We start from the raw sequence: 20,086 nt of genomic DNA on the forward strand, positions 1-20,086 counted from the left end.
CAGGGGGAGGCATCGGTGCAGATGGCGATCGTGCTGCCGGCCATCATCGTGCTGACCCTCGCCGTGGTGCAGGCGGGGCTGTGGTTCCTGGCGCGCGGCATCGCGCTGACCGCTGCACGTGAAGGCGCTGCCGCCGCACGGAGTTACCACGCCACGCTCGGCCAGGGGCAGGAGCGTGCCCGCTCGGTGCTGGACCGGACCGCCGGGGATCTGCTCACCGGCGCCACGGTTCAGGCGGCCGGCACCGGGGAGCGTGTCCGTATCGAGGTCACGGGGCGTGCCTTGTCGCTGCTGCCGGGCGTTCCCGGGCTGCAGATCACTCAGGTCGCGACGGGCCCTATCGAGCGCTACACCTCGCCCGGAGGCTGAGATGCGTGTGCGCTGGCGGTTTGGCGATGACCGGGGCAGTCAGGCGGTCGAGGCAGCCATCGTGACGCCGTTGCTGGTGATGCTGGTGTGCCTGGCCATCGCCGCCGGCCGCCTGGTGCTGTCCGGCTCCCATGTGGATGCGGCGGCTGCCGATGCGGCCCGCGAAGCATCTTTGGCTCGCAGCGTCGAGGCCGCGCAGACTGGCGCCCTTGCCGCAGCTCGCGACACGCTCGGCCGCCAGGGGGTGTCGTGTGCGAGTACCAGCGTGTCGGTCGACACCAGCGGTCTCAATGCCCCCGTCGGTCAGCCCGCCGCGGTGACGGCCACGGTGCGGTGCAGCGTGAAACTGACGGATCTGCTGCTGCCCCTGCCGGGGGCGCACACACTGACGGGGACGTTCACCTCCGTGGTGGACACCTACCGAGAGCGAGTGGCGGGCTCATGACGCACCGGTGGGGAGGGTGGCGAGGGGATCGTGGATCGATCTCGGTGTACACGGCGATCTGCGCCGTGGCGCTACTGGCGCTGATCGGACTGCTCGTCGACGGGTACGGGCGGGTGCGGGCGGTGGAGCAGGCCGATGCGTTGGCGACGGAGGCGGCGCGGGCCGGGAGTCAGGCCGTCGATCCGGCCCAGGCTGTGCCCGGTCGGCAGGTGGTGGTTGATCCGCAGGCCGCCCGGGCGGCCGCGCAGGCATATCTGCGGGCGCACGGTGCGTCTGCGACCGTGACGGTCTCCAGCGGCGGCCGTCAGCTGAGCGTCAGCGTGCACACCGCCTACGCCGCGAAGTTCCTGCCCCTGGAGCTGGCGGTGTCCGGCCACGGGCACGCCAGCCTCGTCCGTGGCGTGGCAGTCGAGGAGGGATCCTGATGCCTACTGTTTCTCACCACCGGGGTGTTCTCCGGAAGCCGGGTGCGGTGGTGCGCGCGGTCGTCAGCGTGGTGGTGCTGGCCGCTGCGATGATCGGGGCTCCGGTCGGTCTTGCGATGGCGTCGCCCCTGGTGTGGGCCAGCGGTGGCGATGCTCTGTTCCACCTGCTCAGCCGTCCCGATACCGGTGCTGCGGCCCTGGTGGTCGTGCTGGCCGTCGCCTGGCTGGCCTGGGCGCAGTTCACGCTGAGCGTGTTGGTCGAGATCGTCGCGCAGGTCCGTGGCCGCGTCATCCGCCCGAGGTGGTCCCTGGCGGTCAGCCAGCGTGCCGCGGCGACGCTCATCAGCAGCATCGTGGTGCTCCTGCCGACCGGCACCGCGCTGGCGGCTCCCGTCTCTGCTCATGCCATCAGCGCTCATCCAAGTGCTGGGCCGGCTCGTGGCCCGTCCTCGCTTGGCGACGCGACGCCGGCCGCGAGGACAGCGCAGATGGACGGTCCTATGGTCCAGGCGGCTCAGACGCAGACGCAGCGCACCTACACCGTGCGGGAGGTCAGGCCGGCGGAGAGTCTGTGGGGCATTGCCGAGAAGGAGTTGGGTAACGGGGAGTTGTGGACGGCTATCGCCGACCTCAACGAGGGCCGCACCATGCCAGACGGCGCGATCTTCCACGCTGAGGGGTTCATACAGCCGGGGTGGGTACTGCGGCTACCAGATACTGGGCAGCACGCCGGACAACCCCACGATGCCAAGGCGCGGACCGTGGTGGTCAAGGAGGGCCAGACACTCTCCGACATCGCCCGGCAGCAACTCGGCGACGCCTCCCAGTATCCGCGGATCTTCGAAGCCAACCGCAACGCGCGGTTCACCGACCCCGGCCTCATCTACCCCGGGCAGCACCTGACGGTGCCCTCACCGACCAGCGACGGCACGAAATCCTCAAAATCCGCCCCGCCTCCCGACACGTTGCACCGCCCCGCCCCGAGCCAGGGCTCACCGGGCGCCCAGCGTGATCGAGATACCCAAGCCCTGCCCCACCAGAACAACCATGCCTCGCCCCGTCCCAAGCAACCGGAGCAACCCGCCGGTCCGTCCTCAGCCGACCCGACGCACACGGCGGCCGCCGCTCCCCCGGCGGCGCACCCCTCCCCCACGCCGACCCCCACTTCTGAACCCAGCACCGCTCATCCCTCTCCTACCTCGGCGGGCCCTGCGGCACCGGACGCGAGGAACGTCAGCCACCAGTCCGACACCGGCATCGGGACCCAGCAACTCGCCGGAATCGGGGCACTACTGGCTGCGGCGCTGACCGGCGGGCTGGCGCTGAAACGCATCCTCCAACAGCGACGACGCAAGGCGGGCGAGACGATCGCCATGCCCGACGAAGCCAGCGCACTGGAGCAGTCCCTGGCCGCGGCCGCCGAACCCGGCAGCGTCCAGCTTCTGGACACCGCCGCGCGCACCCTGCACCACCACCTGCTCGACCAGGGCGAAAAACTGCCGGCGCTGCACGGCGCCCGAGTCACCGGCCGAACCGTGGAACTTCGGCCCGACGCCCCCGCCACGGCACCGATCCCGCCGTTCACCGCGGGGGCGGACGGGTGGTGGACCCTGCCCGAGAAGGCTCAGTTGCTCGACGCCGACCAGGCGCGGAAGGTGCCCGCGCCGTGGCCGGGCCTGGTGACCATCGGCAGCAACCCCGATGGCGATCTGCTGCTGGTCAACCTCCCCCACACCCGCACCCTTTTGATCGAGGGCAACGAGGCGGAGGTGCGCACGGTGGTACGGGCCATCGCGATGGAGGCCGCGACATGCAGTTGGAGCGACCGCACCGAGATCCTCACCGTGGGACTGGGAGAGGAGTTGTCCACCCTTCTCCCCCAGGGTCGTGTCCGGGCGGTGCCCCACCTGCGGGCCGCCACCCGGGACCTGGGCGAACTCCTACTGGAGCAGCATCAATCTGTCGACGCCGAGACCAAACCACTGCCGTGGCTGCTGATCTGCGCTGCCGACGCCGAGGAGCAGGACGCGTGGGACCTGGCCGATGCCGTCGCCGCCGCCCGGGACCTGCCCGTCGCGCTGGTGCTCCCCGCTGCCCGCACCGCCGCCTGCTTTCCCGAAGCGGAGATCCTGCGTGCCGATGGCGACGAGCAGACCTGCAGTGCGCTGTCCAGCCGTGTGGTCATCCAGCACGTCACCGACCAGGACTACGCCCAGTTCATCGCCGACTTGCGCACTGCCGAGGAACCCGCCCGGCCAGCCGAGGGCCCGTGGCGGAACGTCCCTGATCCCACCCAAATCCCCGAGACGGATGGGCACATCGAGGAGGGGACGCCGTTTGCGGCGCTCGCGGCGGCCGCCGGTCCTGCCACCATTCACCGGTTCCCGATGCAGCCTCCCACCGGGGAACCAGCGGAAGGAGATGCGGAGGGTGTTGTCGATGAAGAAGGCCGCGCGCCGGCTGCGGTAGTGACGCTGCACAAGGGCACCGCGGACGAGCACGCTGAGCAGGTCAACCCCGCAGGCACAGGGTCTGAGAATCCCGATGCACCGCAGATCCAGGTCCTCGGGCCGGTCGCAGTGACTGGGATCCAGGCATCGGGACACGGCGGGAAGCTCGCCTCGCTGGCGGCATTGCTCTTCTTCAAACCCGGCCGTGGTGCCGAGGCGCTGTGCGAGGCCATGGATCCCGCCTCGCCTTGGTCACGGGCCACCCTGCAATCGCGCATGTCGGAGCTGCGCAGCCGCCTCGGCTCCGACACTGATGGCGAGCTGTACCTTCCGCGGCATCTCAACGCCGGATACCGCCTCTCGCCCGCCGTGCGCTGCGACTGGGTCCGCTTCCAACACCTGGCCGAACAGGGTCTTGCCCTCGGCCCGGACGTCGGCCTTGCACAACTGGAAGAAGCCCTGGAGCTGGTGCGAGGGCGTCCCTTCGAAGGTGGCGACCACGCCTGGGCAGCGCCCCTGCTCCAAGAAATGCTGGCCCGGATCACGGACGTCGCGCACACCATCGCCACATGGCGGCTCACCGGCCCGAGCAAGGATCTGGATGCCGCGCGACGCTCCATCACCATCGGACTTGAAGTCGATGACAGCGCGGAACTCCTCTACCAAGGCTGGATGAAAATCGAGCACGCCGCAGGCAACCGCGCCGGGATCTACAAAGCCGTCGAGGCCCTCCAAACCGTCAACCGTCGACTCGATGTCGGCATGCTGCCGGCGTCCGAGGCCCTCATCGAGAAACTGCTTGCCAGCCCTGCACATGCCGAGGTGATGTAGAGGTAACTCCCCCCAGTCCTTGTCCCGCGTGAGCCTCCGAGCTCGGGCGGGGCCACGCCGAAGACGCAGTCTGTGTGATCAGCGATCACGCCGGCCACGAAATCACAATCAAACGTCAGGAGAAGAACCGCATGGTCGACATCTGGGTGCTTTGCACCTCCCTGCAACCTGATTCCCCGCGCCAGTTGGTTCGAGCCGACGCCATTACCCATCTCAGGGCCTCAGCAAAGAAGCTGACTGCGTCGCGGCTCGGCTCCGGCGATGTCGTTACGCTCGCCCACAGGGACAGCGAGATGCTGGGCGTACCGGCTCCAAACGACCTGCCCGAGGACTTCGACCTGGCCCTGTTGGCCAAACATGCCGAAGCTGTCCAGCGCGCCAAGACCAGCGAGGAGCATCTCATCCTGCTTCCCGACCTGGATGACAATCGTCAGTGGGCGTGGTCGGTGTTCTCCGTCTCGGAGCTGTGGCCGGACTGAACTCTCAGGGCCGGGGCGTGAGGGGCTCATCGTGTCGGCCGGAGTTCCTCAATGTTGCAGGTCGGTGCGTGCACCTTGGCGCAACTCGACTTGTTTGATCTGCTCGGCCGAGTAACCCGAGACGCGCTTGATATTACGGTCGGCCAGGATAGCGCGGGCGCGTGACGCGCTCACTCCCCAATACGAGGCGGCTTGCTCTGCCGTCCACAGTCGGTTCTCCCAATCGCTCTGCAGTATCGTGCGAACGATTTGCCAGCCACAACGACGGAGGATCCTTTGGGCGTTCTGAACGGCAGAAGTACCGGCCACAGGCAATTCGAGGGTGCCTCCAGCCCCCTGCTTGAACTTTGTCTCGCTCCCGTTCTCGTAGGTGAAGCCGCGTTGCCCGAGGTCCGCGCTGAGTGCTGCATGGACCCGATCAGGTGGCAAGGCGTCCACTGAGTCAGGTCTGACCAGGAGAACCAGCGCGCTGTCTTTCACGACATTTCCCTGATGTGCTCCGGCAGTTCAGCGGCTACAACGTTGACGGGGACCCACTCGTCGTGCCCCATGTCGAGTCGACTGATCGACGGAAGGTACCGCAGCGATTTGGGATGGATCCACAGCCCGATCATTCCGTCGTCGAAGAACACTACTGCCCCGGGATTGTGATTCTCTTCCGGGACCTGAAACTTCGGAACGAAATCGCCATTCACCCACAAGTAGCCGAGCTCGTCTTGTGCGACGGGAGAATTTTTCGCAAGGTGCGATCCGACGGCGATCCATCCCCAGCTGTTCTCATGGTGCGGGATGTCCCGAACACGCGGCGGACAGGGCCAACCCGGCAGGTCGAACGCCCTGGCGTGAGGTTTGTCGACCATGACAGCTCCTTCGCGACTGGCCTGAGGTGACACCAACTTACGAGCGTGGCGCTCGCAAGTCAAAGTGGTGCCGAGAGCTTTGCCCGGCATTCATTTCGTTCCCAGGCCACCGTGCGCAGACTCGCGACAACCGTGCAATGGATTGGCCAGTCCTTGACCAAGTGAACTGATCATCAACCCTGCGCGCCCTGAGGTGGAACCATCCGTGACGGCCGGGTGCAAGCCCGCCTGCCGTCAGGCATGCAAGTGCCGACGTGAGACGGGGCAGACTACCGCCTGGGAAAGCTCGGCACACTGTCGGAAGAAGGACTTTGCCCGAGGGCTTCAACCTGGCGTTGCTGGCCAAACTCGGCGAAGCTCGCCAGCGTGCACGGAATAACGAGGACTGTTGCCCGACTTGGACGACAACCGTCAGTGGGGCTGGTCGGCGTTCCCCGTCTCGGAAGCGTGCACGAGCTTCCCTCACACGGCCACGCCTGGGTACATGCTCGCAGCGAACATAGCCAGGCGCCGGGATGGCCCCTCGGACGAGCGTGATGAGGGCGGCACAGGCTCTCGGCCCTCAGAGGGGCGCACGGGCGGCCACCGGTCACGCGCGGGGCGGGTAGAGACTGAGAAGTCGTTCCTTCTGACGGGCGCCGAGGCCCTGCACTCGTCGGGTCTCGGAGATCCCGAGTTCGTCCAGCAGTTGACTGGCGCGCACCTTGCCGATTCCTGGCAGCGCTTCCAGCAATCGCTTTACGTAGGTCTTCCCAACCACCGTGTCTTCGCGCTTCAACACCTCCTCCAATGTCACTTTGTGGTCCTTGAGCTGGGCCAGGATCTCGCCGCGCTCCTTGCGGACAGCCGCGGCCTTCTTCAACGCCTCGGACCGCTGAGCCGGGCTTAGCGTGGGCAGAGCCATCAGTCACCATCTCCCCTCTTCTCGTACGATGTTGTGGCACTCATCATTGCCCGTCATACCTGAAATGGCCAGGTCATTGAGACGTTTTCAAGCTGCGGCATCATGGAGTCAACCGAGACCAGTGCCCCTACTGCCCAGTCCGCACGCTACCGTCGAGCCATGAAGCAGCGACGTCGCTCCAGCGATCGAGGCCAGCCCGCCGCCTGAGTGTGCTCCGTTCAAAGGTGGGCAATGATGTTGGGGATGAACCAGGCAGCCCATGCCAGAGGCACGACAGCGATGTACGCCAGCGGGCGTCTGTGGATGGGCTTTCCCTGTTGCATGGGAGTGGCTCCGGGTGCCGTGGGCCCAGGGGGCGGCAGGGCGGCAATCTTACGGTGAGCGAAGACGTTCGCGATCAGGGTCGCGGGGGTGAAGGCGACCAGGGAAAGGGGCGACCACCAGCCCTGGTAAAGGGTCAGGGTCGTCAGCACCCGTATGACGGCTGTGCCGCAGGTTCTGCAGTACAGGCCATTTTGGGTGTGAAATCGCATGAGCATGATCACGCCTTGGTGTGCGCGCACGGATACGTGGGCGGCGGGCTGTGCTCCGCAGACGCGACAGTGCGGGGCGACGGACCACCAGGCAGGGGCAGGCTCAGTTGGTGCGTGCGGCTGCATCCTGGTCGGGGCATTGTGCATAGGGTCGTTGGGATTGGGGTGTGCCGGTGGTGTGGTCATCGGCATGTCTCCTGAAGGACGTTGTCTCGTGGGCTCGGATCGGGCCGGGTTCGGTGCGGGTTGGGGATATCGGGGGCTGGAAGGGGTTGTTCAGCCAGCTTCCGGTCCTCTCCGGTCGCGCCGGTGAGTTGCGTTTGCTGGTGGGTTGGCTGGCTGAAGGTTCGGTGAAGGGAGTCGTGCTCGGCCTTGCTCCCTGGCGGATGGGGTCTGGTGGCGGGTCGGCGTGCGAGAAGCGCGGCGTGAGAGCAGCCGGTGGCGTAGACGGCCTCGGGCTCGGGCTGCGGGGCGCGGTTCTCGAAGGGCGCATGCGACCGGTCCCGTTGGGTGTGCGCAGGACTCGCATGTGCGGGCGTATGCCGGTCATGTGCGGCGGTGCCGATGCCGCTTGCGAGCACTCCGCAGTCCTGTGGTGCGGGGGCGCCACCGAAGGCACGTCGTGGTGGTGTCGCGGTTGCCGGTATCGGGGCTGCGCGCGGGGTGTGCTGGTCTTGGCCGGTGCATCGGCACTAACGCGGCTGCGACGACGGTGCATGGCAGAGGGGTGATGGGGTTTGTCATCGGGGCCAGTTCTGGACGCTTTGGTGATGGTGCGGCTGGTCGGCTTCGTCGCGGGTGGTGGTGCCGGGCGTGGCGCCGTAGTGGTCTTGGTAGTTGGCGTTGGCGATGGGGATGGTGGCTAGATGAATGAGTCCGATGTCTTCAGTGGTCATACGCGATCAGTGATCGTTTGGCTGGGGCGTTGGTGGTCCAGTTGTGCCAGATCACCGTGGCCAGGGCGAGGAGTCGTTGACCGGTGCGGGCGAAGACACCGGCGAGTGTTCGGCCTCCGTGTTGTTCCAGGCTGAGCTGGCCTTTGAGGGTGTCGAATACCGCCTCGATCCACTGGCGGACGTGGGCCAGGCGTCCATGTCGGACAGGCTCGTTCTTCATGTCCGGCCGCACCAGATGGACGCCCAGGCACTCTTCGAGGAACGCCTCGAACTCCCGCCCGGCGAAGCCCTTGTCCGCGAGGATCACTTGACCGGAGCGGATGAGGTGGTGGTCGCGTTCCAGCAGCGCGGTCATCACCTGACGTTCACCGAGTTTGGGGTTGGCCAGGCACCAGGACACCGGCATGCCCTCGGCGGTGGTCAGCAGGTAGAGCCGGAATCCCCAGAAGAAGCGGGAATGGCTTGGGCAGTAGCCGTATCCGGCGTGCCCGGCCAGGTCGGAGCGTTTGACTGTCTCGCGGGAGGCCGCGCAGGGCACAGGTGTGGAATCGATCAACCGCAGGTTGTCGTTCCACGTGGGAACCTGCCTGGCCAAGGTCTCGATCACGCGGCTGATCAGCGGGCCGGCTGCGTTGAGGCGCTTGTTGTAGGCGGACTGTTGGGGTAGATAGCGAAAGAGGTGTCCCAGGCGGGCGTGTACGAAGCGGATCCAGTGCCTGGCTGAGGGAAAGCCCAGCAGGACCTGGGCGACGGCCAGGCACAGCAGTTCGGCGTCTGTCAGTTTCGGGGGTCGCCCGATCCGGCGACGCGGGGCCACATGGTCGTCGATGAACACGTACAGTGCCGCCAGAAGGGCGTCCAGGTTTGTCGTCACACACGAGCCAACGGGCGCCCTTCGCCATGGTCGCGGCCAGCACAAACATCGGACTCATTCATCTAGGTATTCGGTTGGGAGCGCGAAGGCGTCGGTGAGGGTGAGGAGGTGGGGGGTCAGGCGGTCGACGGTGTTGTCGATGTGTTCGGGGAGCGTGAGGGCGGCGTCTTCGGTGAGGTTTCCGCGACTGACGAGTGTGGTGATGTGGGGTGCCAGCTGCCGTAGCAGGACCAGGCGGCACATGTCGCGGAGCAGTTTTTTGGCTTGCGGATGGCGGCAGCCGTCGATGGCTTGGCGGAAGGCGTTGCCGGTTTGGACGGCGGTGTGAAGGGTGGCGGCGTCAACGGCGGGACGGCTGCTGCCGTTCCAGCGGCCCAATCCTTTGGTGTCGGAGGTCATGAAGCGTGAGCAGGCGGTGATGGCCAACAGGTCCCGGGCGCAGGCGAGCAGGTGGCACAGATCTTCCAGGGGGGTCTGTTCATCGAGGGATGTGACGATGAGGCCCTGATGGTCGGCGGTGGCGTCGAGCAGTGCGTCTGCGGAAAGGAGCTCGCCGGCGGCTTTGACTGTGATCGCAAGGTTGTCGCCCTCGGCAGTGATGGCCCCGGAGATTGCGTCGGCCATCCCTCCCAAGGCGTTGACGAGGAGGATCCCGTGGGCGCCGCATCGTTCCCTGGCCTCGGTGACGATGTCGAGACATGCCCAGGTGATCGTGGCCTTGGCCAGGGCGATGTCGCGTTCGAGGTCTTCCTGGTTGGTCTGGTCGTGAGCGGCCCAGGCATGGAGGGTGTGCCGGTGGAGACACGTCAGCGCGTAGAGAGTGCTGACGCGCGTGGTCAGCCGCTCGGCGTGGGTTCGGTGGCTGACGATGGGAACGGGCTCGGACCTGCCGGGAATGTAGCGGTTGTGGGCGTAGCGTGTGGCGATGTCCATCGCGGCGCGGGCTACGCCCAGGCACCCTGCGGACATTGCCAATTTGCCGGCAGTGACGCGGCGGATGCTGCGGAGGAAACGGGCACGGGGCTTTTCCACCGCGCTGATGAAGGAGCCGTTCGCGGACAGGTTTCCGTGGTCGCCTTCCAGCAGCGCAAAGCGCGACAGTCTGACGTGGTGGAAAGTGGTGATGCTGTGGTCCAGTGGGTTGTTGCCGGATCGGCTCGGCAGGGTGTCCACGTCGATGCCGGGGTGTGGGTGCCCGGTGGGGTCGGTGATGGATACGTGGAAGAGGAAGACGCCGTGGTCGTTTCCGTTGACCTGCAGGCGAGCGGCGACAACACCGTCCTTCGCACCGCCGATGGGCCCGGTATTGGGCATGAACTTCCTTGCGCCGGCATCCGGTGTGTGGAGGTCGAAGGTGCGTGTTGCTGGGTCCCAGGTGGCAGTGGTTCGCAGTTCGGCTGCATTGCAGCCAGCGCCGATCTCCGTGACGAGGAAGACGCCGGTGTGGGTGAGGTCGACAGTGAAGTGTTGGTTGGCTTCGGCCATGCTGCCGAGATACAGGTTGTGATGGATTGAGGCGAGTGAGGCGGTGGCCGGATCGGCGATGGCTATCCATTCGTGCAGGCCGGCCAGGCGGATGGGGTCCTCGGCCAGAGCGAAGGGGTGGGCGAGGAGATCGCTGATGGCGTGGAGTCGGCGGTAGGACTGGGCGATGCGCTCGTGGTCGGGCAGGGCGTCGTCGTGGCGGAAGCCGGGGTTGCCGATCAGGCCGCGCCAGGGTTCGTGGACGGTCTCGAAGTCATCGGGCTCGAAGAGAGCTTGTGTCAGGGCGTCGGCGGTGGTGTGGTCCATCTGAGGACCAGTGGTGGTGTAGTGCACGGGGGCCTCGCTTGAGATGTGTGCGGACGTGCCGTCCGCCGGGTGGGTGCGGGGTTCAGGCCGTGGTCGGCCTGCCGGGGAATTGCGTGCGGTGCATAAGTCGGAGCCGACGAGGGTGGTTGTTGAGGGCATCTGTCTCGATGCGGGTGTCGGCCGGGCCGGGGCGCCCCACGGGGATGCAGGTTTCAGCGCCGCCGACGCCAGGCATCGTGGGTGGAGCGCAGCGGAGGTCACCATGTTCCGGCCTCGGCTGTCAGCGTCGTGGTCCACTCGCACAAATATGCGGTCTTGTAGCGGTGCTGCCCTGGGTCGGGCAGGGTGCGGCCGAGGTCGAGTCGGCGGTAGCCGCTGCGGGCAAGATCATTGGTGAGAAGGCGCGTCAACGCGTGGCCGAATGCCAGCTCGGGATGGTCGGGTGCCATGGCGGGTAGCACCGAGTAGCAGGTGTCGCCGCGATAAAGGCAGACCGCGGCTGCCACGGGAGTGTTATCCAGACGGAGGCTGGCGACGAGTGCCTCCTGCGGGCCGATCCGGCGGACCACCTCAAGCAGAGCCCCGGGGTCCGCATCGTGGAGGACGGGGTGTCCGGCCCAGCGGCGCTGGTGCAGTTGCTCGGCGATGGCGGTGGCCGCGGCGAGTTCAGTCTGGGTCCGAGTCCGGGAGTAGAGCACCCTGCCGTCGGCAGCCAGTTGCGCCCAGGTGCGTTCCCGGCGTGCGTGCTCACGCCGCGTGGAGGGGCTCATGTTGGCGTACTGGACGGGGAGCGGGACGGTCGCGTAGTCGACGGTGCGGTGCTGCCAGGCGGGCTGCGCCTGCAGGATGTGGCCCAGGTGGGTGTGGGTGGGCAGGTCGGGGACGACGACGTGGGTCTCGCTGCTCGCGGCGGCTCCGAGGTAGCGGGCCAGGGCGTGGGCGACGGCCGGGTGGTGTGCACCGGGCCCGACGGGGCGCACCTGTTCCGCGTGCGGTGAGCCGAGCGGTTGGATGCGGGTGGGCTGCCCTCGCTCGCTGGTGCGCGACAGCGTCAGGGCCAGGGCAGCGGGGGCGGGGCCCTCAGCGACGAGGATGAGCGGAACCGAATTGGCTGGCAGCAGGGAGGCCCAGGCGCGCAGGAATCGAGGTGATTGATACGGCGTGGCGTCGGGATCATGTGTGTACATCGCTGGCCAGCGATGGGTGAGGAAGTCCTGGGCGGGCTGGCCTTCCAGGACGCGCAGGGGGATGTGATGGGGGGGTTGGTTGTGGCGGGTGCGGCAGGCGTCGAGGAGTTTCACCGGGGCCTCCGGGCGAGGTGGTACAGGCCGCGGGCTTCGGCGCGGCGGATGGTGTGGTGGTCATCTGTGATCGCCTGAGGGTGGGCGGAGGTCAGGGTGAGGGCCCCGGGGGATGTGTCGGCGTCGATGGTGCGGGTCACGGGTGCGCCGGGGGTGAGGGTGGGGGTGAAGCCGCTGACCGTGGGCAGGCAGGTCAGTGTTCGCAGGGTGGGGCCGTCGATGACGGCGTCCTCGGGGGCGATCAGAGTGATGCGGGTTGTGTGGTGGCCGGCGCGGTGCTCGGTGGGCGGGGGCTCCGCGGTGGTTTGGAGGGAGAGCAGGATGGGGCCGCGGTCGGGCGTGAGGACGATGCGGGTCCGGGCGGGTCCTGTACGGACGCCGAGGCGGTCCAGGACGGGTTGAAGGTAGCGGGTCAGGGAGCGCGCCAGTGCGTTGGTGGGGTCGAGTTGGTCGTCGCGGTCGGGCAGCAGGCTGGCGGTGCGGGTGGAGGCCCACAGGCTGGTGACGGTGTGGGTGGGGGCGCCTTCGAGGTCGCGGTGCGTGTGGGTGTGGAGCACGTATTGTGGGCCGGCGAGGCGCTCTTGGAGGACCAGGTCGCTGCCTCCCCCGCGGTTTCGAGCGGTGCGTTGCAGGCTCGGCCAGACCACGCGGACGTCGGCGGGGCTACGGCAGATGCGGGCTCCCGCGACGGAGGTGTTGGCCGGTGTCAGGACGTACTCGGTCGCGCGGAGGAACCGCATCCAGCGGGTGGCCGTGGTCAGGCTGGTGGTGCGCATGCCGCACGGCGCCGGCAGGGCGGCCTGTCGGAGGGCTTGGGCCTGTTCGTGCCGGTCTTGGCGGGCGTGTGCGGTGCTAGAGCCGTTTGTTGGCAGGCCAAGGGCTGCGGCGATCTGCTCGGCGAGATTGATGCCGTGGGCGCTGCCGGCCAGGACGGCGGTGACGTGGTGGGCGTTGAGTTCCTTGAAGGTGCGCCGCAGGCTCACGTGCTGGACGATCGCGGCGTAGGGGCAGCCATGGGGGAGCTCGGTGGCATGGGTGAGCGGAAGCCCGTGCGGTGGGAGATGGACGGCGATGGCGGTGTTGTGCTGGCGTGCGCAGGTGGGGAGTTCCGCGCTGGTGGGCGCCACGATGACAATGGCGCTTGGGGTCGGGGCGCGGTGTGCGGGGGTGATGTTGCTGGACGCGTTCATGGTGTTGTGCTCCGGGCGGGCGGTCAGCGCACGCACGTGCTGGCGAAGGGTGCGAGGGGGGTGATGGTGCAGGTGACGCGCTTGTCCATCTCCGCCAGGCGGTTCTCGCATGCGGCGATGTTGGGGCCGGTGACGACCCAGTGGGCCAGGCGGTCCTCTATGGTCAGGCCGTCTTCGACGATGGCGCCGACCTGTCGTGTCCACACGATGCGCTCCAGCCAGCTGGAGATGTTGGTCTGCCGGAGCGTGCTTTGGTCGGTGGTGCCTGGGTTCTCGTCTTCGGGCGTGTGGGAGTCGTCGAGACGCTGGTGCTCGATCTGGCCGACGGTGGAGGAGTAGAGGAAGCGGATGGCGGCGGCGTCCTGGCGCGTGGGGGTGAGGTCGGGGGTGCGGCCCAGTGCCAGTTCTGCTGACGCGCGGGGCAGGCTGATGCCGGTGGCGAGCTGGACCAGGAGCGGGATAAGGTCGCCGGCTTGGCGGCCGTTGACCTCCACCACGCGGGGGCCGGCTTTGGTCAGGCGCAACTCCACATGAACTGCGCCCAGTTGTATGCCCAGGGAACGGATGGCCGCCGTGGTCACCTCGGCGATGGTGTGGTCGTTGCGGAGCGGGTCATGGGCGTCGACCAGGTGGCCGACCTCCACGAACCGTGGTTCGGGTCCTAGGCTCTTGCGGGTGACGGCGATGATTCGTATGTCGGTCTCGCCTAGGACGATGCATTCGACACTGATCTCCGGGCCGGGCAAGTACTCCTCCACGAGGGTGCCTCGCACGGCGTAGTCGTGCAGTCCCAGTACGGTCGCTTCAGAGGCGGTCTCGAATGCGCGGCGGACTTCGTCAGGGGTGTCGGCTCGCAGTACTCCGATGCTCCCGGCCATTCCCCGGGGCTTGACGACGACCGGGTATCCCACCTTCTTGGCCTGCCGGACGGCCTCCTGTTCGTTCTGCACCTCGGCGAACGCCGCGGAGGGCACGGCGTGTTCGGCGAACACGGTGCGGGCGAGGGCTTTGTCGCGGCAGGCGTGCATCGCGGCCGTGTTCGCGCCGGGCAGGCCGAGGTCCTCGGCCAAGCGCGCGGCGAGCTCGACGTGGTGCTCCATGTAGGTCGTCACGCCGGCTACTCCGCGGTCCGTGTGCAGCTGCGTGATCGCGGCCGCCACGGCGTCGTGGTCGCGCAGGTCGATGTCCCACATGGCGGCGGTGTGGGGCCAGGCCCAGGCCGGCGGGTCTGTGTCCATGAGCAGCACGGGGTGGGTAGCGGCGATCTGCTCCAGGGTGAAGGCGCGCATGTCGGCATCGCCGGCGCCCAGGACGACGAGCACCGGACGCGAAGAAGAGGTGATGGCGCGCATCAGGGAGTTCCTTCCAGGTGGCGGGTATTTGTTGAAGGTGTGGAGTGCTGGGTGTGGCACCGGGGGAACAGCCGCCGCTGTCTGCCGGTGGTAGAAGCCGAGGCGGGGGCTGGTGGCGTGTAGGAGTCGCGGTGGCGCCACAGGCCGATCAGCGCCGCGGTCATGGCGAAGGCTTGGAGGGCGGCGGCGGCCAGCAGCAGCGCGGGCAAACTGGGGGCAGGCACCGCGGCGACCATCAGGCCGGCTACGGGCATCGGCACGACAACCAGGACAGCGGTGGCGGCGAACGTCACCCCGAAGAGGTCTTGTGGGATCAGCCGGGCGCGTAGTGTCCGCAGCACCACGGTGGTGGCGCCTTCGGCGCCCATGAGCACCGCGACGCTTACCGCATAGAGGGCGAACGTTCCGGCTACTGCGGCGGTCAGACACGCCAGGCAGGCCGCTGCGGCGGCGGCCGCGCCGACAGGCCAGAGCCCCCACCGGTCGACTGCGCGGCCGCACAGGCTCAAGGTCACCAGCGAGGCCACTCCGGCGGCGCTCCATACAGCTCCGGTCTGGAGGGAGGAGCGGCCGAAGGTGTCGAGCAAGGTGATCGGTGAGCTGGCCTGGAAGGCGCCGACGGCGAAGTTGCTGGCCATCAACCCGATGACGAGCCATGTCAGCGCGGGGATGGCGCGCACCGTCCGGTATCCGGTGACCAGTCCTGCGACCACGCTTGTGCGCTTCGGGGGTGGCGCGTCGGCGGTGGTGTCCTGAACAAGGGTCGTGGTGAGGGCTGCGAGGGCAGACAGAAGGGCTACCGCGACCAGGAGGGCTTGGGGACTGGCAAGGAGCAGCAGGCTGCCCAGGAGGGGTGCGGCCAGCAGAGCGGCCTGGTCGATGGCGACCTGGCAGGCTTGGATGCGGTGCCCGTCGTGGGCGGCTTGGCGGGTGAGATGGGCGCCGAGGGTCTCGGTGCCCATGAAGGAGATCTGGCCCAGGATCCCGCTGGTCGCTCCGGTTGCCAGCACCACGGCGGTGGCTGCCGGTCCGGCGGGGGCGAGGGCGCTCAGCGTCGCCGCGGCGGCCGTCAATAGGGCGGCGCGCGTGACGGAGGTCAGGCGCAGCAGGGTGATGGTGCGGAAGGCATCGAGGGCGGAGCCGCCTATCGCGTAGGCGGTCAGACGTGGGCCCCATTCAACGACGAAGGCCAGTCCGGTCAGGGTCGATGAACCGGTGGTGGTCAGCACCAGCAGCGGTATGCCGTAGGTGGCGATGGCGGTGGCCAGTGCGTCGGTGGTTCGCAGAGCGGCGATGACTCGGCGCATCTCGTCTCCTCCGCGGTGCTGGCCTGTCGTCAGGGCGAGGTCGACGTGCCGGCCACACCCGGACCTGGCTGGTTGTGGGAACTGCGGGAAGGGGGTGCCGTCGCCTCCCACACGCGGCGGCGGCACCCTTGTAGCCGAGGTCACCTTGGGGGAGGGCAGTCGATCTCGGCCAGACCAGTGCAGTCCGCATCAACGCCACGGGGCAGTGCCCTATGGCTATGCGTGGGCGGGTCTGCTGCCAGCTGGTGCTGTCGGAGAGTGGACCAGGGCTCGCGGCAACATCACAACGGTGTCTCCAAGGAGGCTGGGCTGCTGTTTCGCTGAGCGAAGAAGGTCGCCGAGGCGCTTCATCTGGTGGAGCGCGGCGCCTTGTTGCCGATGGCGGGTGATCGCGGGGAGGGTGGTGCGGGCAGGGCGCGGTGGGCTCATGAGGAGGCCGGGGAGTTCGCGCGCTCTGCTCGGGGGCTGCTTTCGGACGTGCACGGCGTCGAGCAGTGCCCGTCGAGGGCCGGTTGGCCAGCTGTGATCGAGGAGTTGGGGATCATAGACCGCCGCCCTTGGCGGTGAGGGCGGCGACGATGATGGTGCGTTTTGAATGTCCCAGGGCCGGCCAGCAGGTGACGATCGTCATCTCCGGCTGGGTGGGTGTGGCGTCAGGGTGGCCAGGCACCTGCCCGAGGTAGCCGACCGCGCTGGGCGGAACGGTGACGACCTTCGTGACTGTGTAGATGTAGGTGACGCGGTGGGCGGTCGTGACGTTGATATGCGAGCCCACCGTGATGCGGTCAACGTCTCTGAAGGGCGGGGCGCTCACCCCGCTGCGGTGTCCGGCTACGGCAAAATTGCCGATCTGGCCGGGCTCCTCCGTCCCTTCAAAGTGCCCTACACCTGAGTGGAGTTGCGCTGATCCGGTTCCTTCGTAGATCGGCTGCGCCCATGCATTCCCGAGTGCGGGGATGCGCAGAATCTCCTGGATGTGGCCTGCAACCCCGGCGGCCGGCTCGGTGCCGACGGCATGTCGACCGGCACCGGCGGGATTTGCCGCGCCCCAGTTGCGCAGGATGCGGTGCGCCTCGTCGGCTGATGTGTTGGTTCGGTCAGTCGACGAGGCGGAGGCCGGGGTGCTGGTAGCAGAGGTCGAGGGCCGGGACGCGGCAGAGTGCTGCGTGGCAGTTGACGGGGCGGCCGTCGACTGGCCGTTGGCGTGTGGCACTGCGAGCGCCGCGCCCAGGGCCACTGCGGCGGCCGCGGTGATGGCCACGGTGATCGCTGTGTTGCGGCGCCTGCGGCTACGGGGTGACGGTGTGTCGCCGGCAGGGGATGCGTCCGGCGGAACGTGGGGTTGTTCGGGCATGCTGTCCGTCCAGCGTGTGTGGGCCAGGGTCGGCAGGCAGTGCAGCGGCGGGCGGGCGTGCTGGGGGCGTGCTCGCCCGCCGCTGCGGACTTGGGGAGTACCTGTTAGGTCAGGCGCCGGTCTGCGGCAGCTCGTGGATCACGATCGGGCGCGGCCGCGGCGCGGGCTGCTCCGCGATCTTGGTGTCGGTGATGGTGACTTGGCCGGGCACCAGGTCACCGATGGTCACCGCGCGGTCCGGGGCGAGCTGGTAGCCGGGGGCCGCCTTGACCTCGTGAAGGGTGTAGCGGCCGGCCGGGATCCCATCTGCCTTCCAGATGCCGTGGGAGTCGGTCATGCCCTGCGCGACGGTGGCGCCGCGGCTGTCCTTGAGCGCGAAGTTGACGTCGCCCATCACCGTGTGGGAGTCGGCCGCGATCTTGACGACCTGCAGTGTGCCCCCGGTGGCGGTGGCCTTCAGATGCGCGGTCGCCGTGGCCGAGGAGCGGCCACCGGTGACGACCAGGCGCTGGGCGTCGGGGGTGTCGGGGAGCTGCGCGTACAGCGTGGTGCTGGGCAGCACTCCGGCGCGGGCAGTCAGGTCGATCGCGCCGGCCTTGCTGGCTATCAGGGTGGTTCGGGCAGTTCCTGCGTCGTCGGTGGTGACGCGGGTAGCTGCGGTCGAGGCGCCGCTGGCCTTCAAGTTCAGCGTTACGTGGGGCAGACGGTGACCGGTTGCGGAGGTGACGTCCACACTGATCGGCACCTGCTTGCCGGGCGTGACGGTGCCGCTGAGGGTGTGGATGTTGACCCGGTAGGGCCCGGCGTACCTCTCGGCCAGGTTCATGTACCTGGTGGCCAGAGTCTTCACGGACGCCGGCACGTTGGGGTAGTTCAGGCGCTCGGTGGCCCGCTGGCCGCCGGGGAAAGCGTAGGTTGTGCCGCGGTTGAGGTAGGTGGTGATGGCAGTGTCCGCCGCTGCCGCCTGATCGTCGTAGGGCGTGTGGGTGTCGCTGAGAATGAAGGCGGCGCGCATGAGGTCGGACTGGCTGACCTGGGCCCCTGTCGCCTTGGACGTCCAGGTCTTGAACGGGGTGAACGGGCCGTAGTGAACACCCTTGCGCGGGCCGGCCAGGAACGGATCGGCGCAGTAGGCGTGCGCGACGGCGTGCGGGTACAGGCTGCCCGGCTTGCCCAGGGCCCCGAAGTGACTGACTCCTCCTTGCCCGTTGGGGACGGTGTACCCCGGTCCCCACTTGTCGAGGGCGTGCGCCGACGGTGCGAACATCAGGCCGGTCCCCAGCGCGACCGCCGTTGCCGTCAGGATCGGCCGCCGGAGGCGGGATCGGCGACCGGTCGTGGCGGCACGCGATGCTGTCGTACTCATGGATCTCTCCAGTGTGGGGTTGTTGTGGAGGACAGGGCGGCTCAAGTGCCGTGGTCCACGGGATGGGGGGGTGGCGCGGTGTTTCCGTCTCGTGTCAGTGGCGCTGGCGGCACAAGGCATGTAGGTGCCGGCAGTTCGTCCGACGACCTCTCGTGCTCGGTCGCGGTCCTCTGCCTCCAGCCACCTCGCGCCACCGTTCACCTCGGTGGCGGTGCTTGTACTACGGCTGCATTCGAGCTGGGCGGAGTTGGCCGGGGAACCATGAGGAATTCCTCGGCCGTCCCCGGCCTTCGAGTGCGTGCGGAACAGAGACGGTGTGGTGCAGAATGGCTCAGTACAGCGAGGTGTACCAGCGATCAACCCACCCATATTGGCCCTTCAATGGGCCGTTGAGCACCTCGATCTTGACCCAACGCCAATGGCCCGTGGAGCAGTACGCCCAAAAGCTCGGCTTTTTGTACAGAATTCCTTTGGAGCTGGCCCAGTCGTATGGACGCGTACGCAAGTTCAGCGCGCTAGTGGTCACCCTCCCCATCGTGGCGCCCTGAATGTTTCCATGGTCCTTGACGGCTTCTATGAAGCCGCCGCATATCGACCCGTTCGCGGCGGTGGCGGGGGTGGCCACGACCACAGTGCCGGCGGTCATGAGGCCAGCAGTGACCGCGGCTGTGGCTGCGTTGCGGAGCCATCGGGAATTCATGGGACCTCCGTGTCCGCGTCAGCGGCTGTGTAGCACGATGACGCAAAGAGCTGATCGCACTCGCGGTAGAGGGAACTTGCGCAATCGGCCCCCTGTCGATCCCAGAACTGGCCGCTTTCCTCACTTCAAAGAAGCGACTGCGCCGTCCGGACGAGAATGTGAAACAGGTTCCCGAGCGTTCCGTACCCTGCGAGCTTCAGAATTGACATATCCACGCTGCCGAGGGCTACGCGGACCGTGACGCCACTGAGTCGACCAGCGATGCGGAGGTTGCACAACGCTGCAGCCGGGAAATGAGGATGGTTCTTCGCCTGGAGAAATTTGACGCCGAATGCGCTCCGCTGCATGAAATTTCGCCAGTCGAAATGCTTGTGATTGAGTATGAGAACAGGAGGTTGATGCTGGTGTCGTCCGGCGATTAGCTCTTGCAGCGGCCCCGAGGGGCCGCGGGCTCGGTACAGTCGATACAGCGCATAGCCATCCCCCGGCACAGTCCGACCGCGACCACCTCAATTACCCAAGTCGCCGAAGATCCGGCCTTCTACGAGACAGCTATGGCCATGTGGCTCTGAGAGGGCGGACCGCGCCCACCGCTTCCAGCTTGGCGGTTCAGCCCGACGAGTCTCGTGGAGTGTGATGGCCGGGCCGGTGCAGACCTC

At 67.7% G+C, this 20,086-nt stretch carries 18 protein-coding genes; 5 read left to right on the plus strand and 13 right to left on the minus strand.

The window, feature by feature from the left end; genetic code table 11:
• The first annotated feature begins 21 nt into the window (after positions 1-21).
• The 5 genes from SNOUR_RS00335 (at position 22) to SNOUR_RS00355 (ending at position 4,999) form a co-directional block, all read left to right on the plus strand.
• On the plus strand, positions 22-369 hold the full coding sequence (locus tag SNOUR_RS00335) for a TadE/TadG family type IV pilus assembly protein (RefSeq protein ID WP_067357451.1): 348 nt from the start codon (positions 22-24) through the stop codon (positions 367-369).
• A gap of 1 nt (position 370) precedes the next feature.
• The gene (locus SNOUR_RS00340) at positions 371-814 is read left to right on the plus strand and encodes a TadE family protein (RefSeq protein WP_067342901.1); all 444 of its coding nucleotides are present in this window, start codon (positions 371-373) and stop codon (positions 812-814) included.
• 44 nt (positions 815-858) lie between these two features.
• Positions 859-1,239, plus strand: coding sequence for a hypothetical protein (locus tag SNOUR_RS00345; protein ID WP_312631451.1), 381 nt, complete (start codon positions 859-861; stop codon positions 1,237-1,239).
• Positions 1,239-4,520 (plus strand): AfsR/SARP family transcriptional regulator, encoded by a 3,282-nt coding sequence (locus SNOUR_RS00350; RefSeq protein ID WP_067342905.1) that lies wholly within the window; start codon positions 1,239-1,241, stop codon positions 4,518-4,520. Before SNOUR_RS00345 ends, SNOUR_RS00350 begins: the two co-directional genes overlap by 1 nt.
• 74 nt (positions 4,521-4,594) lie before the next feature.
• A complete protein-coding gene (locus SNOUR_RS00355; protein WP_159425714.1) occupies positions 4,595-4,999 on the plus strand; it encodes a hypothetical protein in 405 nt (134 codons plus the stop codon).
• A 48-nt stretch (positions 5,000-5,047) separates the two neighbouring features.
• Here SNOUR_RS00355 and SNOUR_RS47655 read toward each other — a convergent pair whose 3' ends face one another.
• The 13 genes from SNOUR_RS47655 to SNOUR_RS45805 all read right to left on the minus strand — a co-directional run bounded on the left by SNOUR_RS47655 (position 5,048) and on the right by SNOUR_RS45805 (position 19,373).
• On the minus strand, positions 5,048-5,479 hold the full coding sequence (locus SNOUR_RS47655; protein ID WP_312631452.1) for a hypothetical protein: 432 nt from the start codon (positions 5,477-5,479) through the stop codon (positions 5,048-5,050).
• Entirely contained in the window at positions 5,476-5,859 is a 384-nt protein-coding gene (locus SNOUR_RS45795; protein ID WP_159425715.1) for a hypothetical protein, read from the minus strand. Before SNOUR_RS45795 ends, SNOUR_RS47655 begins: the two co-directional genes overlap by 4 nt.
• Positions 5,860-6,448: 589 nt before the next feature.
• Positions 6,449-6,763, minus strand: coding sequence for an integration host factor, actinobacterial type (gene mihF, locus SNOUR_RS00360; protein ID WP_067342908.1), 315 nt, complete (start codon positions 6,761-6,763; stop codon positions 6,449-6,451).
• A 1,273-nt stretch (positions 6,764-8,036) separates the two neighbouring features.
• Positions 8,037-8,192, minus strand: coding sequence for a hypothetical protein (locus SNOUR_RS45800; RefSeq protein WP_159425716.1), 156 nt, complete (start codon positions 8,190-8,192; stop codon positions 8,037-8,039).
• Positions 8,182-9,066, minus strand: a complete 885-nt coding sequence (locus tag SNOUR_RS00370) for an IS982 family transposase (protein WP_067342910.1) — start codon at positions 9,064-9,066, stop codon at positions 8,182-8,184. Before SNOUR_RS00370 ends, SNOUR_RS45800 begins: the two co-directional genes overlap by 11 nt.
• A 54-nt stretch (positions 9,067-9,120) precedes the next feature.
• A complete protein-coding gene (locus SNOUR_RS00375) occupies positions 9,121-10,857 on the minus strand; it encodes an acyl-CoA dehydrogenase family protein (protein WP_099055615.1) in 1,737 nt (578 codons plus the stop codon).
• A gap of 257 nt (positions 10,858-11,114) precedes the next feature.
• Positions 11,115-12,158: a GNAT family N-acetyltransferase gene (locus SNOUR_RS00380; RefSeq protein ID WP_067342912.1), complete on the minus strand. Its 1,044-nt coding sequence runs from the start codon at positions 12,156-12,158 to the stop codon at positions 11,115-11,117.
• On the minus strand, positions 12,155-13,384 hold the full coding sequence (locus SNOUR_RS00385; RefSeq protein ID WP_159425717.1) for a hypothetical protein: 1,230 nt from the start codon (positions 13,382-13,384) through the stop codon (positions 12,155-12,157). The genes SNOUR_RS00380 and SNOUR_RS00385 overlap by 4 nt, the downstream gene beginning before the upstream one ends.
• The gene (locus SNOUR_RS00390; protein WP_067342915.1) at positions 13,372-14,700 is read right to left on the minus strand and encodes an ATP-grasp domain-containing protein; all 1,329 of its coding nucleotides are present in this window, start codon (positions 14,698-14,700) and stop codon (positions 13,372-13,374) included. Before SNOUR_RS00390 ends, SNOUR_RS00385 begins: the two co-directional genes overlap by 13 nt.
• Entirely contained in the window at positions 14,700-16,007 is a 1,308-nt protein-coding gene (locus tag SNOUR_RS00395) for an MFS transporter (protein WP_067342917.1), read from the minus strand. The genes SNOUR_RS00390 and SNOUR_RS00395 overlap by 1 nt, the downstream gene beginning before the upstream one ends.
• Before the next feature lie 541 nt (positions 16,008-16,548).
• Positions 16,549-17,268, minus strand: a complete 720-nt coding sequence (locus tag SNOUR_RS42005; protein WP_159425718.1) for a sortase — start codon at positions 17,266-17,268, stop codon at positions 16,549-16,551.
• 202 nt (positions 17,269-17,470) lie between these two features.
• Complete coding sequence (locus tag SNOUR_RS00405) at positions 17,471-18,727, minus strand: MSCRAMM family protein (protein ID WP_159425719.1); 1,257 nt, start codon at positions 18,725-18,727, stop codon at positions 17,471-17,473.
• A 331-nt stretch (positions 18,728-19,058) separates the two neighbouring features.
• Positions 19,059-19,373, minus strand: a complete 315-nt coding sequence (locus tag SNOUR_RS45805) for a hypothetical protein (RefSeq protein WP_159425720.1) — start codon at positions 19,371-19,373, stop codon at positions 19,059-19,061.
• Positions 19,374-20,086 lie beyond the last annotated feature (713 nt).

Source organism: Streptomyces noursei ATCC 11455, assembly GCF_001704275.1.
Lineage (GTDB): Bacteria > Actinomycetota > Actinomycetes > Streptomycetales > Streptomycetaceae > Streptomyces > Streptomyces noursei.